Below are 15526 nucleotides of genomic sequence, written 5' to 3' on the forward strand. Positions count from 1 at the left end.
CCGCCAACGGCGAATTATTTCTTCTTCGGCGCGCGCGGCGGGCGGCCGACGGTGGCCTGATACACCTTGAAGCGGCCGTTCTGCGCCAGCACTTCGTGGCTGCCGAAGGTGGCGTCCAGAATGTCCGGGTACGGCAGGAAGGCGTTGGCGACGATGCGCAGCCTGCCGCCGATCGGCAGGTGCTTCACCGCGCCGCGGATCAGGGTTTCAGCAGCGGTCAGGCTGGTCTGCAGCCCGTCGTGGAACGGCGGGTTGGAGATGATCATGTCGAAACGGCCGGTGATGTCGGAGTAAACGTTGCTGACGATCACTTCGCCTTCGATGCCGTTGGCGGCCAGCGTTGCGCGGCTGGATTCCACCGCAGCGGCGTTGACGTCGCTGAGGGTCAGTTTCACCTTCGGCGACAGCTTGGACATTACCGAGGCCATGACGCCGGCGCCGCAGCCGATGTCCAGCACCTTGCCTTTCATGTGTTTTTCCAGCGTCGACAGCAGCAGCGAGCTGCCGACGTCCAGACCGTCGCGGCTGAACACGCCCGGCAGCGTTTTCACTTCCAGATCGTGCAGCTGATAGCTGTCCCACCAGTCGTTCAGGTCGAACTCGGTCTGCGCGTCCAGGCGGCCATGATACAGGCCGCAGCGGCGCGCACTGTCGATTTTCACCAGCGTGACGTGGCCTTCCAGCGTTGGCTCGGCGCTGCGCACGCCGCTGCGGTTTTCACCGACCACGAACACGTCCGCGCCCACCGGCAGCAGCGCCAGGAGGTTGCACAGCTGGAATTGCGCTTCCTGCTTGCTCTTCGGCCAGTAGTAAACCAGCGTGTCGCAGTCGGCGACGAAAGCGGGATCGACGGTCAAACCGAACTGCACGTTATCGCCCATCGTCCGGTTCAGTAACTGCCAGTGATGGTATTGCTGAGTGTGGACGCGCACGTCCGCGGCCTCGAATTGGGCCGGCAGGCTGTCCTGCAGGTCGCCGGCAAACAGCACGCGGCGTTCGATAAATTCATCACTGTGGCGCAGCATGACTTCACTGGCGGGGGTTAATGCAGACATCAGATATTGGCTCCTGGAAATGAGACCGGGGATTATAGAGCTTTGTGGCGATATGTTCGACGGGTTTGTTGGCGCGGGCTGCGCGGGTTTGTTAGCATAGCGCGGCGCATGGCAGGCATGGCGCACCACAACGGGTAGGAATCGGCATGGCATCAAAACGCGACTGGCTGTTACAACAACTGGGTATTACGCAGTGGACATTGCGCCGCCCGGGCGTGTTGCAGGGCGAAGTGGCGGTCAGTCTGCCGCCCGAGACGCGCCTGCTGGTGGTGGCGCAGACGCTGCCGGCGCCCGACGATCCGCTGTTTTGCGACGTGCTGCGCAGCCTGGGGCTGACGCCGGCGCAAACCTACAGCCTGACGCCGGAACAGGTGGCGATGCTGCCTGAAGAGACCGCATGCAACAGTTGGCGGCTGGGCGTGGCGGAACCGCTCGCGGTCGCCGGCGCGCAGCTACACAGCCCGGCGCTGGCCGAGCTTTCCCAAGACGCGGGGGCCAAACGCGCCCTCTGGCAGCAGATTTGTCATCATGAACACGATTTCTACCCTGACGGCGGCCGACCTGGCCACGGCCTTCACCATTGAGCAAGCCAGCCACGCTTTTCCCTGGACGGAAACCACCTTCGCCAGCAATCAGGGCGATCGCTACCTTAACCTGAAGCTGAGCGCCGACGGGGCGATGGCGGGGTTCGCCATCACGCAGATCGTGCTGGACGAAGCCACGCTGTTCAACATCGCCATCCATCCGCAGTATCAGCGCCGGGGCTTTGGCCGCCTGCTGCTCAACGCGGTGATCGAACAGCTGGAGAGCCGCGGCGTGGTTACGCTGTGGCTGGAGGTGCGTGCTTCCAACCAGGCGGCGATCGCGCTGTATGAAGATCTCGGTTTCAACGAGGTCACCGTGCGCCGCAATTATTACCCGAGCGCCCACGGCCGCGAAGACGCGATCGTGATGGCGCTGCCGCTGGGGTAATCAGCCCGGCCGGAAAAAGCATTGATTGTCACCGGTTGGCAAATCGGCGAAAATGCCCGGCTGTTATCTTTTATTCACCGCTTTGCCCGGCGCCGCGATCGGCGCGTTCTGATGATGTCGCAGGGCGGACTAACCGTAGAACCTGAAAACCATGTCTCCTAGTGAATTTGCCCGCGAAGTCTCCAAAAGAAGAACTTTCGCCATCATCTCGCACCCCGATGCCGGTAAAACCACCATTACCGAAAAAGTGCTGCTGTTCGGACAGGCGATCCAGACCGCCGGTACGGTAAAAGGCCGCGGCTCCAGCCAGCACGCCAAATCCGACTGGATGGAAATGGAAAAGCAGCGTGGGATCTCGATCACCACCTCGGTGATGCAGTTCCCGTATCGCGACAGCCTGGTCAACCTGCTGGATACCCCGGGGCACGAAGACTTCTCCGAAGATACGTATCGCACCCTGACCGCCGTCGACTGCTGTCTGATGGTGATCGACGCCGCCAAGGGCGTTGAGGATCGTACCCGCAAGCTGATGGAAGTTACCCGTCTGCGCGACACGCCGATCCTGACCTTCATGAACAAGCTGGACCGCGACATCCGCGATCCGATGGAGGTGATGGACGAAGTCGAGCGCGAACTGAAGATCGCCTGTTCGCCTATCACCTGGCCGATCGGCTGCGGCAAGCTGTTCAAAGGCGTTTACCACCTGTACAAGGATGAAACCTACCTGTACCAGACCGGTAAAGGCCACACCATTCAGGAAGTGCGCATCGTCAAAGGCCTGAACAACCCGGAACTGGATATCGCCGTGGGCGAAGATCTGGCGGCGCAGCTGCGCGATGAGTTGGAACTGGTGCAGGGCGCTTCCCACGAGTTCGATCAGGAGGCCTTCCTGAGCGGCGAGCTGACGCCGGTGTTCTTCGGTACCGCACTCGGCAACTTCGGCGTGGATCATATGCTGGACGGCCTGGTGGCCTGGGCGCCGGCGCCGATGCCGCGTAAAACCGACACCCGTGAAGTAACGGCGGCGGAAGAGAAATTCACCGGTTTCGTGTTCAAGATCCAGGCCAACATGGATCCGAAGCACCGCGACCGCGTGGCCTTTATGCGCGTGGTGTCCGGCCGTTACGAGAAAGGCATGAAGCTGCGCCAGGTGCGCACCGGCAAAGACGTGGTGATCTCCGACGCGCTGACCTTTATGGCCGGTGACCGTTCGCACGTGGAAGAAGCCTACCCGGGCGACATCATCGGTCTGCACAACCACGGCACCATTCAGATCGGCGATACCTTCACCCAGGGCGAAGACATGAAGTTCACCGGCATCCCGAACTTCGCGCCGGAACTGTTCCGCCGCATTCGCCTGCGCGATCCGCTGAAGCAGAAACAGCTGTTGAAGGGGTTGGTGCAGCTGTCCGAAGAGGGCGCGGTGCAGGTGTTCCGCCCGATCGCCAACAACGATCTGATCGTCGGTGCGGTCGGCGTGCTGCAGTTCGACGTGGTCGTGGCGCGTTTGAAGAGCGAGTACAACGTGGAAGCGCTGTATGAGTCGGTCAACGTGTCGACGGCACGCTGGGTCGAGTGCGACGACGTGAAGAAGTTCGAAGAGTTCAAGCGCAAGAACGAGATCAACCTGGCGCTGGACGGTGGGGACAACCTGTCCTACATCGCGCCGACCATGGTGAACCTCAACCTGACGCAGGAACGCTATCCTGACGTGACCTTCCGCAAAACCCGCGAACACTGATAACTCTGCAGGGCGCCCGGTGCGCCCTGCCAGCTCCCCGTATTCTCACTCCGCTAATTAATAAAACTTCCTCATATTTTATCCTGCGAATCGACATCGCCAAGGCGAGACGCGATTGGCCTGCGTTTTCCGCCGCATGGTCTATCTTTAACGAGATGTCCGCACATTGCTTGAGAGTAAATCACTGCAATACGCTGATTGTTTGGTGAGTTATTCTGATGTGTTGCCGATAGGAGACAGTCTGTTTCCTTAAATATCAATGAGATGACTATTTTACCGTTTCGTGTCACTTAGTCTGTCGTCAATAGGCGACAGTTTTTTGATTAAAAATCCGGCTCAACGCTTCTTTTGCTTGATTTTAAAGGTGTTTACTGAGTTGGCACGGCTGTTGCAATATTCCTATCGTGAACGCTTAATCGTATAGCGATGATGAAGTATTTACCGAGAGGCCGCGTGAAGGTGGCTGAAGGGTTCCGGCACTCTGGCGCTGCGGGCCCCCAACAAAAGGAAGAGATCGATGAAAAAGACCAAATTTGCACACTCGCTGATGGCTGTTGTTTTGGGTTCTGCTTTGGTGAGCGGCACTGCGCTAGCCGAAGACAGTCTGCTCAACAAGGCGTCTAACGCCGCGGACAGTGCCGGTGCCAAAATCGATAGCTCCATGAAAAAAGTTGACGGTTACATGGATGACAGCGCGATAACGGCTAAAGTTAAAAGTGCGTTGGTGGACGATAAGACCATCAAAAGCACTGACATTTCGGTGAAAACCGAAAAAGGCACCGTGATCCTGAGCGGGTTTGTCGGCAGCCAGGCGCAGGCGGAGCATGCAGTTGCGGTTGCCGGCAAGGTGGAAGGCGTCAAAACCGTTAGCGACAAGCTGCACGTGAAAGATGAAGCCAATCAATCGATCAAATCGTATGCCGGCGACACCGCCACCACCAGTGAGCTGAAAGCCAAGCTGCTGGCCGATGACATCGTGCCGTCGCGCAATGTGAAAGTGGAAACCACCGATGGCGTGGTGCAGCTTTCCGGTGAAGTGAAAACGCAGGCGCAGTCTGAGCGTGCCGAAAGCATCGCCAAGGCTATCGATGGCGTGAAAAGCGTGAAAAACGACCTGGTGGTTAAGCAGTAATCCCGCCAGGCGCCCGTAACAAGTAACAACAAGCCGCATCTGTCGGGCCGTCAAGGCGGCCCGACGTGTACCACCAAAAAAAGAAACTGATTTGCCGTCGATGTCCCGTTGTCGGGGCGGTAGACGGCAGCGAATTTTTTCACAATGGTAAGGAGAAGCTTATGTTTCGTTGGGGCATTATCTTTTTAGTTATCGCGCTTATCGCTGCGGCACTGGGGTTCGGTTCGCTGGCGGGCACCGCCGCCTGGGCGGCTAAAATCGTGTTCGTCGTCGGCATCATCCTGTTCCTGGTCAGCCTGTTCACCGGCCGCCGGCGCCCTTAGCCGGCCGGCATTTTCCCGTAAACTGTAACAAAGCTTAACTCCTTTTCTCACGTCGGGGAGGGCCGGACATGAACAGCGACATCATCGTCGGGCGCTGGAAACAGCTGAAAGGCCAGGTATGGCAGGCGTGGGCCGAATGGTCCGGCAGCGATTGCGCCTGGCTGGCCGGCAGCAACGATTTCCTCGCCGGCGTACTGCAAGAGGATTACGGAAGAGAGCGAGACGCGGTATCCTCGGAGAAAACGTCTCACTGAGGATGCCAAGTTGGGATACAGAATACCCATCACGCTCGGCAATATAGAACCGCTGGCGTCTAAACCCTTTCGGCCAGGCAAAATGGCGCTGGTCTGCGAAGGCGGCGGCCAGCGCGGCATTTTCACCGCCGGCGTGCTGGACGAGTTTCAGCGCGCGGGCTTTAACCCTTTCGATCTGCTGATCGGCACATCGGCCGGCGCTCAGAATCTGTCTGCCTATATCTGCGGGCAGATGGGCTACGCGCGCCGGGTGATCACCCGTTACACCACTTCGGCACAGTTCTTCAATCCGCTGCGCTTCGTGCGCGGCGGGCATCTGATCGATCTCGATTGGCTGGTTGATACGGCGGCGGCGCAGATGCCGCTGGCGATGGACGTGGCGGAACAGCATTTTACCGACGGGCGCGAATTCCTGCTGTGCGCCTGCCGCAGCGACGATTTCGAGCCGACCTATCTGCCGGCGCAGCGCGAACGCTGGCTGCCGGCCATCAAGGCGTCCAGCGCCATTCCCGGCTTCTACCGTCAGGGCGTGGAGCTGGACGGCGTCAGCTATCAGGACGGCGGCATCAGCGATGCGATCCCGGTGGAAGAGGCCTATCGCCGTGGCGCCGACACCATCGTGGTGATCCGCACCGTGCCTTCGCAAATGTACTACACCCCGCAGTGGATGAAGCGCATGGAGCATTGGCTGAGCGACAGCAGCCTGCAGCAGATGGTGCGCATCCTGCAGCATCACGAGCAAAGCTATCACCGCATCCAGCGCTTTATCGAAAAGCCGCCGGGCAAGCTGCGCATCTTCGAGATCTTCCCGCCGAAGCCGCTGGCCAGCAATGCGCTGGGCAGCCGATTGGGGGCGCTCAATCAGGATTATCACCTGGGGCGCCGCTGCGGCCGCTACTTCCTGGCCACCGTCGGCCAGTGGATGGCGCAGCAGGAGCCCGACGGCATGAAGGTGCGAAAAGCGTTGTCGCGCCGCCTGATCCAGCCGGAGAACGTCAGAATGCCTTCGCCGATCGTGACCGACATCGCCATGCCCACCGAGCGGGCGGCGCAGCCGGAGGCCGCGGTGGCGGCGCCGAAAATCATCCTGCCGGGCGATCTGCCGCCGGGTGAAGGGGGCGCGCTGTGAGTTACGCCTTTACTGACACCCACTGCCATTTCGATTTCCCGCCCTTTACCGGGCATGAGGCCGAGAGCCTGGCGCGGGCGGCAAGCGCCGGCGTAAAGCGCATCATCGTCCCGACGGTCACCGCCGATCGCTTCGCGCGGGTGTTGCGGCTGGCGCAGGAGCATGCGCCGCTGTTCGCCGCACTGGGGCTGCACCCGCTGTATATCGCGCAGCATCATGAGCCGCAGTTGGAACAGTTGGCGGCGCTGCTGGCCGAACGGCCGCACAAGCTGGTGGCGGTGGGGGAGATCGGGCTCGATCTGTATATGGATAACCCACAGTTCGAGCGGCAGCAAAGCGTGCTGCTGGCCCAACTGAAGCTGGCGAAACAGCATGACCTGCCGGTGATCCTGCATTCGCGCCGCACCCACGACCAGCTGGCCGCCGCGCTGCGGCGCATGCAGCTGCCGCGCCGCGGCGTGGTGCACGGCTTTGCCGGCAGCCTGTCGCAGGCGCAGGCGTTTATCCGCCTCGGCTATTACATTGGCGTGGGCGGCACCATCACCTATGAGCGGGCGCAGAAAACGCGCGCCGTGATGGCGCAGCTGCCGCTTGAGGCGCTTCTGCTGGAGACCGATGCGCCGGACATGCCGCTGGCCGGCTATCAGGGGCAGCCGAACCGCCCCGAGCGCGCCGCCGAGGTGTTTCACGCGCTGTGCGAACTGCGGCCGGAACCGGCCGACGAGATAGCCGCCCACCTGCAACGCAATACCCAAGCGCTGTTCGCCATGCCGAATTGAGGTCTGTATAACGTGACTTGCGTCACGTTATAAGATTTTCATTTGCGTCTCGTTGTATACATTTGTGACATAAATCGGTGCGAGGGTGACCTCGCTCAGTATAATCCCCCCCGAAACACTCCAATAGCAGACCTCTCTTCATGAGCAGGGATGTATTTTATTTTTTGCAACAGGGAAACTTTGCATGCAACTCATCATGAGTCTGGTCGGGATGGCGGTGCTGATCGCCATTGCGGTGCTGCTCTCCAGCAACCGTCGGGCCATCAAACTGCGCACCGTGGTGTGGGCGTTCATCATTCAGGTCGGTATCGGCGCGCTGGTGCTGTACGTGCCGCTGGGCCGCAGCATCCTCGGCAGTATGTCTAACGGCGTGGCAAACGTTATCGCTTACGGCAATCAGGGCATTTCGTTCATCTTCGGCGGGCTGGTGTCCGACAAGATGTTCGAAGTGTTCGGCGGCGGCGGCTTCGTGTTCGCGCTGCGCGTCCTGCCGGTGATCGTGTTCTTCTCCTCGCTGATTGCGGTGCTGTACTACCTCGGCATCATGCAGTTGGTGATCCGCGTGCTGGGCGGCGGCCTGCACAAGCTGCTGGGCACCTCGCGCACCGAATCGCTGTCGGCGACCGCCAACATTTTCGTCGGCCAGACCGAAGCGCCGCTGGTGGTGCGCCCGTATATCGCCACCATGAGCCAGTCAGAACTGTTCGCCGTGATGTGCGGCGGCCTGGCTTCGGTGGCCGGTTCGGTGCTGGCGGGATACGCGCAGATGGGCGTGCCGCTGGAATACCTGATCGCCGCGTCCTTCATGGCCGCGCCGGGCGGGCTGCTGTTTGCCAAGCTGATGGTGCCGGAAACCGAGCAGACCCACGATAAAGACGATGCGATGAAGCTGATCGCCGAAGAGGATCGTCCTGCCAACGTGATCGACGCGGCGGCTTCCGGCGCGGCTTCCGGCATGCAGCTGGCGCTGAACGTCGGCGCGATGCTGCTGGCGTTTATCGCGCTGATCGCCTTGCTCAACGGCATTCTCGGCGGCATCGGCGGTTGGTTCGATTACCCGCAGCTGTCGCTCGAGCTGATCCTCGGCTGGGTGTTCTCACCGATCGCCTTCCTGATTGGCGTGCCGTGGAGTGAAGCGATGACCGCCGGTTCGTTTATCGGCCAGAAGATCATCGTCAACGAGTTTGTCGCCTATATGAACTTCGGCGCCTATCTGCGCCCGGACGATGTGGTGGCGGCGGAAGGCCTGCAGGTGCTGTCAACGCACACCAAGGCGATCATCTCCTTTGCGCTGTGCGGTTTCGCCAACCTCTCCTCGGTGGCGATCCTGCTGGGCGGTTTGGGCAGCATGGCACCCAACCGTCGCCATGACATCGCGCGTTTCGGTCTGAAGGCCGTGGCGGCGGGCACGCTGTCCAACCTGATGAGCGCCACCATCGCCGGCTTCTTCCTGGCGCTGTAAGCCCTCGCTGAGCCCGCGCCGGCGCGACCGATCGCGGGACTCCGCCTATACTCTAAGCAACGCGGGTGTTCGCCGCACCCGCGATCTTCAGCCGCTTCTTTAGCGAATTTGTGAACGATATCGCGTTATTTTGTGATGTTCTTCACATATAATTCCGGTCTGTTACAGTGCTATTTCATATAGTGTGACGATGAACGCGAATCGCCCTCGGCATTCGTGTTCAAATAGCTATTACTGGCCGGCCGCAAGGCGGGTGGCCATGTGCGGTGAGAAGGATCTCAGTTGCCGCCGCGGGAACGCCGTTCCCCTGCGCTATCTTCATGGAACCAAGTCCGCTCGCCAACACCCAGGTACTCAGTTGGAGAGTTTTATGACCGAATTAACCGCAGCAGCGCAACGTGCGCTGAACTTGATGGATTTAACCACGCTGAATGATGATGACACCGACGAGAAAGTGATCGCCCTCTGTCGTCAGGCCAACAGCCCGGCCGGCCACACGGCGGCCATCTGCATCTACCCGCGTTTTATCCCGGTGGCGCGTAAGGCGCTGCGCGAGCAAGGCACGCCGGACATCCGTATCGCCACCGTGACCAACTTCCCGCATGGCAACGACGATATCGACATCGCGCTGGCGGAAACCCGCGCGGCCATCGCCTATGGCGCGGATGAAGTGGACGTGGTGTTCCCTTACCGCGCGCTGATCGCCGGCAACGAACAGGTCGGCTTCGAGCTGGTGAAACAGTGCAAGCAGGCATGCCAGGCGGCCAACGTGCTGCTGAAAGTGATCGTCGAAACCGGTGAGCTGAAGCAGGCCGATCTGATCCGCAAGGCGTCCGAGATCGCCATCAAGGCCGGGGCTGACTTTATCAAGACCTCCACCGGCAAGGTGCCGGTCAACGCCACCCTGGAGAGCGCCGAGCTGATGATGTCGGTGATCCGCGATATGGGCGTGGCGAAGACCGTGGGCTTCAAGCCGGCCGGCGGCGTGCGCACCGCGGAAGACGCGCTGCATTATCTGCAACTTGCCGATCGTATTCTGGGCGAGGGGTGGGCCGACGCGCGGCATTTCCGCTTTGGCGCTTCCAGCCTGCTGGCCAGCTTGCTGACTGCGCTGGGCCACCAGACCCAGACCGCCGGCGGCGGTTACTGATCGATTTCGTTGGCGGGCGCCAGGCGCGCCCGTCTGCACCGACTCTCGGCGACACAGGGGGATGCCTTGTTCCTGGCTCAAGAAATTATTCGTAAGAAACGCGACGGCCAGCCGTTAAGCGAAGCGGAAATCCGCTTCTTCATCAACGGCATTCGCGACAACGTGGTGTCGGAAGGGCAGATCGCCGCGCTGGCGATGACCATTTATTTCCATGACATGAGCATGCCGGAGCGCGTGGCGCTCACCATGGCGATGCGCGATTCCGGCACCGTGCTGGACTGGAAGAGCCTGGCGCTGAACGGCCCTATCGTCGACAAGCATTCGACCGGCGGCGTGGGCGACGTGACCTCGCTGATGCTCGGCCCGATGGTGGCGGCCTGCGGCGGCTATGTGCCGATGATCTCCGGCCGCGGCCTGGGGCATACCGGCGGCACGCTGGACAAGCTGGAAGCCATTCCGGGCTTCAATATTTTCCCGGACGATAACGCCTTTCGCAAAATTATTCAGGACGTCGGCGTGGCGATCATCGGCCAGACCAGCTCGCTGGCGCCGGCGGACAAACGTTTCTACGCCACCCGCGATATCACCGCCACCGTGGATTCGATCCCGCTGATCACCGCCTCCATTCTGGCCAAGAAGCTGGCGGAAGGGCTGGATGCGCTGGTGATGGACGTGAAGGTGGGCTCGGGCGCCTTTATGCCGACCTATGCCCTGTCGCAAGATTTGGCGCAGGCGATCGTCGGCGTGGCCAACGGCGCGGGCTGCAAGACCACCGCGCTGCTGACCGACATGAACCAGGTGCTGGCTTCCAGCGCCGGCAACGCGGTGGAAGTGCGCGAAGCGGTGCGCTTCCTGACCGGCGAATACCGCAACCCGCGCCTGCTGGAAGTGACGCTGGCGCTGTGCGTGGAGATGCTGCTGTCCGGCGGCCTGGCGCAAGACGAGGCCGATGCGCGCGCCAAACTGCAGGCGGTGCTGGACAACGGCAAAGCGGCTGAGGTGTTTGGCCGCATGGTGGCGGCGCAGCAAGGGCCGATAGACTTCGTCGAACGTTATGATAGCTATCTGCCGGCGGCAACGCTGAGCAAGCCGGTGTATGCTGAAAAGCCGGGCATCATCAGCGCCATGGATACCCGTGCGCTGGGTATGGCGGTGGTGTCGCTGGGCGGCGGCCGTCGCCGGGCAAGCGACGCCATCGACTACAGCGTTGGCCTGACCGAGGTGGCGCGCCTGGGCGATAAGGTGGATACCCAGCAACCGCTGGCGATGATCCACGCCAACGATGAAGAGAGCTGGCAGCTGGCGGCCGATGCGGTGCGCAGCGCAATGACGCTGAGCGACAAGGCGCCGGAAGCGACGCCGGTGGTGTATAAGCGCATCACGGAATAACCCAAGAATCAGGAACGACCGCGGCTTTTTCGCGGCCGTCCAAAGCGTGAGAACACGCAGGAGAGCACAGATGAAACGTACATTTATTATGGTATTGGACTCCTTCGGTATCGGTGCCAGCGAAGACGCCGAACGTTTTGGCGATCGGGGTTCTGACACCCTGGGCCATATTGCCGAAGTTTGCGCGCGTGGTGAGGCCAACGTGGGCCGCCAGGGCCCTCTGACGCTGCCTAACCTGAGCCGTCTGGGCCTTGGCAAAGCGGCGGAAGAGTCCACCGGCAACTTCCCGCAGGGGCTGGATCGCAACGCCGATATCATCGGTGCTTACGCTTACGCCAGCGAACTCTCTTCCGGTAAAGACACGCCGTCGGGCCACTGGGAAATCGCCGGCGTGCCGGTGCTGTTCGACTGGGGTTACTTCAAGGACGAGCACAACAGCTTCCCGCAGGCGCTGCTGGACAAACTGGTCGAACGCGCCAAGCTGCCGGGCTACCTGGGCAACTGCCACTCATCCGGCACCGTGATCCTCGATCAACTGGGCGAAGAGCACATGAAAACCGGCAAGCCGATTTTCTACACCTCCGCTGACTCGGTGTTCCAGATCGCCTGCCATGAAGAAACCTTCGGCCTGGATCGTCTGTATGAGCTGTGCGAAATTGCGCGTGAAGAGCTGACCGAAGGCGGTTACAACATCGGTCGCGTGATCGCGCGTCCGTTCGTCGGCGATAAGCCGGGCCACTTCCAGCGCACCGGCAACCGTCACGATCTGGCGGTAGAGCCGCCGGCGCCGACCGTGCTGAAAAAGCTGGTGGACGAGAAGGGCGGCGAAGTGGTGTCGATCGGTAAAATCGCCGACATCTACGCCAACGTTGGCATCACCAAGAAGGTGAAGGCGACCGGCATCGATGCGCTGTTTGACGCGACCCTGATTGAAATGGAAAAGGCCGGCGATAACACCATTGTGTTCACCAACTTCGTGGACTTCGACTCCTCTTACGGCCACCGCCGCGACGTGGCGGGCTACGCCGCCGCGCTGGAGCTGTTCGACCGCCGCCTGCCGGAGCTGCTGAAGCTGGTGAAAGACGAAGACATCATCATCTTCACCGCCGACCACGGCTGCGACCCAACCTGGCCGGGCACCGACCACACCCGCGAGCACATCCCGGTGCTGGTTTACGGCCCGAAAGTGAAACCGGGCTCGCTGGGCCACCGCGAGACCTTCGCCGACATCGGCCAGACCGTCGCCAATTACTTTGGCCTGTCGCCGATGGATTACGGTAAGACCCTGTTCTAAGCCCTGTCTTTCAAGCCGTAGCGTTGTTAGCTTCACGCGTGAACCCCAGTCGCTTACTCAAGTAAGCTCCTGGGGATTCACCCGCTAGCTGCCTGGCTGCAACTCGACATTCAAGGCTTAGATGTTTGACGTTTTTATTAAATAAGATTTCTAAAGGAAGAAAATTATGGCTACGCCGCACATTAATGCTGAGATGGGTGATTTCGCTGACGTAGTACTGATGCCGGGCGACCCGCTGCGCGCAAAATACATCGCCGAAACCTTCCTGGAAGGCGCGGTGGAAGTGAACAACGTGCGCGGCATGTTGGGCTTCACCGGCACCTACAAAGGCCGCCGCATCTCCGTGATGGGCCACGGTATGGGCATCCCGTCCTGCTCCATCTATGCGCGCGAGCTGATCGCCGAATTCGGCGTGAAGAAGATCATTCGCGTCGGTTCCTGCGGCGCGGTGCGTGACGATATCAAACTGCGCGACGTGGTGATCGGCATGGGCGCGTGCACCGACTCCAAGGTGAACCGTCTGCGCTTCAAGGACAACGACTACGCGGCGATCGCCGACTTCGACATGGTGCGCAACGCGGTCGACGCGGCGGCGGCGCAGGGCATCCCGGCGCGCGTGGGCAACATCTTCTCCGCCGACCTGTTCTACACCCCGGATCCGGACATGTTCCAGGTGATGAAGAAGTACGGCATCCTGGGCGTGGAAATGGAAGCGGCCGGCATCTACGGCGTGGCGGCGGAGCTGTACGAAGAGTTCGGCTGTAAGGCACTGACCATTTGCACCGTGTCCGACCACATCCTGCGTCACGAAGCGACCACGGCGGCGGAACGCCAGACCACCTTTAACGAAATGATCGTTATCGCGCTGGAATCCGTGCTGCTGGGCGACAAAGCGTAATACCGCGGCGGGCGTCGTCATGGCGCCCGCCTGTCAATCTATTCATTCCGCACGGCCATTTTTGGCTAACGCTTTACCTTTCAATTGGTTGTGGATCCCGTTGTTACGGACAATCTATTCACCGAAAGGACAAGAAAACGGCACGAACGCATTCAACGCCTGGCCTGAGTTATTCCTTCTTCGGCGCTTCCTGCTTTGTCTCCGGCGCATCCTCTTCGTCGTCTTCCACCGTATTGCCTTCTGCCAACGGCGTGTTGGCGGTCAACAGGTACGGCGACTGCTGCCAGCGGCTGCGGCGGTGTTGCAGCAGGGTGCGCGCCAGAATGATGCCGATCGCCAGCGCCAGCAGGATCATCAGGCGCAGCAGGTTGGTGGTGTTGTCCACCTGCTTGGATTCGGTCGCCAGCACGTGGGTGTCGAGGGTGATGCGGATAAAGCCGATCGGGCCGTCTTTGCCCTGAATGGATTCGACCAACTGGTGGTTGAAATAGCTGCCGGCGCGCTTGCCGTCGAGCGACAGGCGATCGCGTATACTTATCTGTTCCCCGGCGTGGGAGACCAGCGTGCCATCCTGCTGATACACGCTGACGTCGAGAATGCGGCTGTGATCGGTGAGCTGCTTGAGGATGGCGTCGATGCGCGGGGTGTTGCCGTCGTCGTCCAGCAGCGGCGCCAGGCTGTAGGCGACCTGTTTGGTCAGCGTCTGCGCCAGCTCTTCCACCTGCTCGGATCGCGCCATTTGGTGACTCAGGCTAAAATAAGAGGCGCCCTGCATCAGCAGCACCAGCAAAGCCAGGCAAATCAGGATAATAGCGGTGCGGTGCAGGCGAAATTTCAGTTTAGCGCGAGCCATGCAGGTTCCTTGGGCATCGGGGACACTTTATGTTGCCAGAACCGCTGGCGATAGGATAGCTTGATGCGTCGTTTTATCATGCAGCGTTTTTGTCCATTCAGGAGTCAATGATGTCAAACAGTCTGACCTATTGCGATCTTCCGGCGGAGATCTCTCAATGGCCGGGTCTTCCCCTTTCGCTCAGCGGCGACGAAGTGATGCCGCTGGACTACCGGGCGGGTAATACCGGGTGGCTGTTATATGGCAGAAAGCTGGACAAGGCGCGCATTACCCAATTCCAACGCAAGCTGGGCGCGGCGATGGTGATCGTCACCGCCTGGGGCGTGGACGATTATCAGGTGGTGCGGCTGGCGGGAACCTTGACGCCGCGCGCCAAGCTGCTGGCGGCGGAGAGCGGGCTGGATGTGGCGCCGCTCGGCAAAATCCCGCACCTGCGCACGCCGGGGCTGCTGGTGATGGATATGGATTCGACGGCGATCGAGATCGAGTGCATCGATGAGATCGCCAAGCTGGCGGGCGTCGGCGAGCAGGTGGCGGAAGTCACCGAACGCGCGATGCGCGGCGAACTGGATTTTACCGCCAGCCTGCGCCAGCGCGTCGGCACGCTGAAAGGGGCTGACGCCAATATCCTCAAGCAGGTGCGCGACGAACTGCCGTTGATGCCGGGGCTGACCAGCCTGGTGGGTAAGCTGCAGGCGATGGGCTGGCATGTGGCGATCGCCTCCGGCGGTTTCACCTACTACGCCGAATACCTGCGCAACCGGCTGCGGCTGGTGGCGGCGGCGGCCAACGAGCTGGAGATCCGCGACGGCAAGCTGACCGGCGAAGTGCTGGGGCCAGTGGTGGACGCACAGTTCAAAGCCGATACGCTGCTGCGGCTGGCGGAAAAGCTGGAGATCCCGCTGACGCAGACCGTGGCCATCGGCGACGGCGCCAACGATTTGAAAATGATGCAGGCGGCGGGGTTGGGCATCGCCTACCACGCCAAGCCGAAAGTGTATGAAAAAGCGCAGGTGGCGATCCGGCATGCGGATCTGATGGGCGTGCTGTGTATTCTCACCGGCAGCCTGAAACACGAAGTGCGATAACGAAAGA

Annotated in this window: 16 protein-coding genes; 14 read left to right on the top strand and 2 right to left on the bottom strand. The window is 60.9% G+C overall.

Translation table 11 applies throughout. The annotated features are described in order from the left end of the window. Positions 1-14: 14 nt before the first annotated feature. Positions 15-1055: a 16S rRNA (guanine(1207)-N(2))-methyltransferase RsmC gene (gene rsmC, locus ACMGGW_RS01640; protein WP_025305205.1), complete on the bottom strand. Its 1041-nt coding sequence runs from the start codon at positions 1053-1055 to the stop codon at positions 15-17. A 146-nt stretch (positions 1056-1201) separates the two neighbouring features. Between rsmC and ACMGGW_RS01645 the strand changes: the two genes are divergently transcribed. The 13 genes from ACMGGW_RS01645 (at position 1202) to deoD (ending at position 13578) form a co-directional block, all read left to right on the top strand. Continuing rightward, positions 1202-1639, top strand: a complete 438-nt coding sequence (locus ACMGGW_RS01645; RefSeq protein ID WP_060558527.1) for a DNA polymerase III subunit psi — start codon at positions 1202-1204, stop codon at positions 1637-1639. Then, a complete protein-coding gene (gene rimI / locus ACMGGW_RS01650) occupies positions 1584-2027 on the top strand; it encodes a ribosomal protein S18-alanine N-acetyltransferase (protein WP_049294806.1) in 444 nt (147 codons plus the stop codon). The genes ACMGGW_RS01645 and rimI overlap by 56 nt, the downstream gene beginning before the upstream one ends. Positions 2028-2178: 151 nt before the next feature. Beyond that, positions 2179-3768 (top strand): peptide chain release factor 3, encoded by a 1590-nt coding sequence (prfC, locus tag ACMGGW_RS01655; protein WP_025305208.1) that lies wholly within the window; start codon positions 2179-2181, stop codon positions 3766-3768. Positions 3769-4285: 517 nt separating this feature from the next. Beyond that, complete coding sequence (osmY, locus tag ACMGGW_RS01660; protein ID WP_025305209.1) at positions 4286-4900, top strand: molecular chaperone OsmY; 615 nt, start codon at positions 4286-4288, stop codon at positions 4898-4900. Between the two features lie 161 nt (positions 4901-5061). Next, a complete protein-coding gene (locus ACMGGW_RS01665) occupies positions 5062-5223 on the top strand; it encodes a DUF1328 domain-containing protein (protein ID WP_004857650.1) in 162 nt (53 codons plus the stop codon). Between the two features lie 68 nt (positions 5224-5291). Continuing rightward, positions 5292-5477 carry a CsbD family protein gene (locus tag ACMGGW_RS01670; protein ID WP_025305210.1) on the top strand — a complete coding sequence of 62 codons (186 nt, stop codon included), beginning with the start codon at positions 5292-5294 and terminating at the stop codon, positions 5475-5477. 10 nt (positions 5478-5487) lie between these two features. Then, positions 5488-6606, top strand: coding sequence for a patatin-like phospholipase family protein (locus ACMGGW_RS01675; protein WP_033651706.1), 1119 nt, complete (start codon positions 5488-5490; stop codon positions 6604-6606). Continuing rightward, positions 6603-7385 carry a TatD family hydrolase gene (locus ACMGGW_RS01680; protein WP_072626698.1) on the top strand — a complete coding sequence of 261 codons (783 nt, stop codon included), beginning with the start codon at positions 6603-6605 and terminating at the stop codon, positions 7383-7385. The genes ACMGGW_RS01675 and ACMGGW_RS01680 overlap by 4 nt, the downstream gene beginning before the upstream one ends. A 184-nt stretch (positions 7386-7569) precedes the next feature. Then, on the top strand, positions 7570-8847 hold the full coding sequence (locus ACMGGW_RS01685) for a NupC/NupG family nucleoside CNT transporter (RefSeq protein ID WP_004933076.1): 1278 nt from the start codon (positions 7570-7572) through the stop codon (positions 8845-8847). Positions 8848-9217: 370 nt separating this feature from the next. After that, the gene (gene deoC, locus ACMGGW_RS01690; protein ID WP_025305214.1) at positions 9218-9997 is read left to right on the top strand and encodes a deoxyribose-phosphate aldolase; all 780 of its coding nucleotides are present in this window, start codon (positions 9218-9220) and stop codon (positions 9995-9997) included. Positions 9998-10063: 66 nt separating this feature from the next. Then, entirely contained in the window at positions 10064-11386 is a 1323-nt protein-coding gene (deoA, locus tag ACMGGW_RS01695; protein WP_043136047.1) for a thymidine phosphorylase, read from the top strand. A gap of 70 nt (positions 11387-11456) precedes the next feature. Then, positions 11457-12680, top strand: coding sequence for a phosphopentomutase (gene deoB, locus ACMGGW_RS01700; RefSeq protein ID WP_043136044.1), 1224 nt, complete (start codon positions 11457-11459; stop codon positions 12678-12680). 166 nt (positions 12681-12846) lie between these two features. Beyond that, positions 12847-13578: a purine-nucleoside phosphorylase gene (deoD, locus tag ACMGGW_RS01705; protein ID WP_004933059.1), complete on the top strand. Its 732-nt coding sequence runs from the start codon at positions 12847-12849 to the stop codon at positions 13576-13578. A 169-nt stretch (positions 13579-13747) separates the two neighbouring features. On the opposite strand, the gene ACMGGW_RS01710 is transcribed toward deoD, so the two are convergent. Beyond that, positions 13748-14431, bottom strand: a complete 684-nt coding sequence (locus tag ACMGGW_RS01710; RefSeq protein ID WP_025305217.1) for a YtjB family periplasmic protein — start codon at positions 14429-14431, stop codon at positions 13748-13750. Positions 14432-14541: 110 nt separating this feature from the next. Here ACMGGW_RS01710 and serB point away from each other — a divergent pair, with 110 nt between their 5' ends. Next, entirely contained in the window at positions 14542-15519 is a 978-nt protein-coding gene (serB, locus tag ACMGGW_RS01715; RefSeq protein WP_025305218.1) for a phosphoserine phosphatase, read from the top strand. Positions 15520-15526: the final 7 nt, after the last annotated feature.

This window comes from Serratia sp. BNK-4 (assembly GCF_048685115.1).
Taxonomy (GTDB): Bacteria; Pseudomonadota; Gammaproteobacteria; order Enterobacterales; family Enterobacteriaceae; genus Serratia; species Serratia bockelmannii.

Coding starts and splice junctions, on each gene's coding strand:
- rimI (WP_049294806.1), top strand. CDS start 1,584: ATGAACACGATTTCTACCCTGACGGCGGCCGACCTGGCCACGGCCTTC.
- serB (WP_025305218.1), top strand. CDS start 14,542: ATGTCAAACAGTCTGACCTATTGCGATCTTCCGGCGGAGATCTCTCAA.
- ACMGGW_RS01710 (WP_025305217.1), bottom strand. CDS start 14,431: ATGGCTCGCGCTAAACTGAAATTTCGCCTGCACCGCACCGCTATTATC.
- prfC (WP_025305208.1), top strand. CDS start 2,179: ATGTCTCCTAGTGAATTTGCCCGCGAAGTCTCCAAAAGAAGAACTTTC.
- deoD (WP_004933059.1), top strand. CDS start 12,847: ATGGCTACGCCGCACATTAATGCTGAGATGGGTGATTTCGCTGACGTA.
- deoB (WP_043136044.1), top strand. CDS start 11,457: ATGAAACGTACATTTATTATGGTATTGGACTCCTTCGGTATCGGTGCC.
- rsmC (WP_025305205.1), bottom strand. CDS start 1,055: ATGTCTGCATTAACCCCCGCCAGTGAAGTCATGCTGCGCCACAGTGAT.
- ACMGGW_RS01685 (WP_004933076.1), top strand. CDS start 7,570: ATGCAACTCATCATGAGTCTGGTCGGGATGGCGGTGCTGATCGCCATT.
- deoC (WP_025305214.1), top strand. CDS start 9,218: ATGACCGAATTAACCGCAGCAGCGCAACGTGCGCTGAACTTGATGGAT.
- ACMGGW_RS01665 (WP_004857650.1), top strand. CDS start 5,062: ATGTTTCGTTGGGGCATTATCTTTTTAGTTATCGCGCTTATCGCTGCG.
- ACMGGW_RS01645 (WP_060558527.1), top strand. CDS start 1,202: ATGGCATCAAAACGCGACTGGCTGTTACAACAACTGGGTATTACGCAG.
- osmY (WP_025305209.1), top strand. CDS start 4,286: ATGAAAAAGACCAAATTTGCACACTCGCTGATGGCTGTTGTTTTGGGT.
- ACMGGW_RS01670 (WP_025305210.1), top strand. CDS start 5,292: ATGAACAGCGACATCATCGTCGGGCGCTGGAAACAGCTGAAAGGCCAG.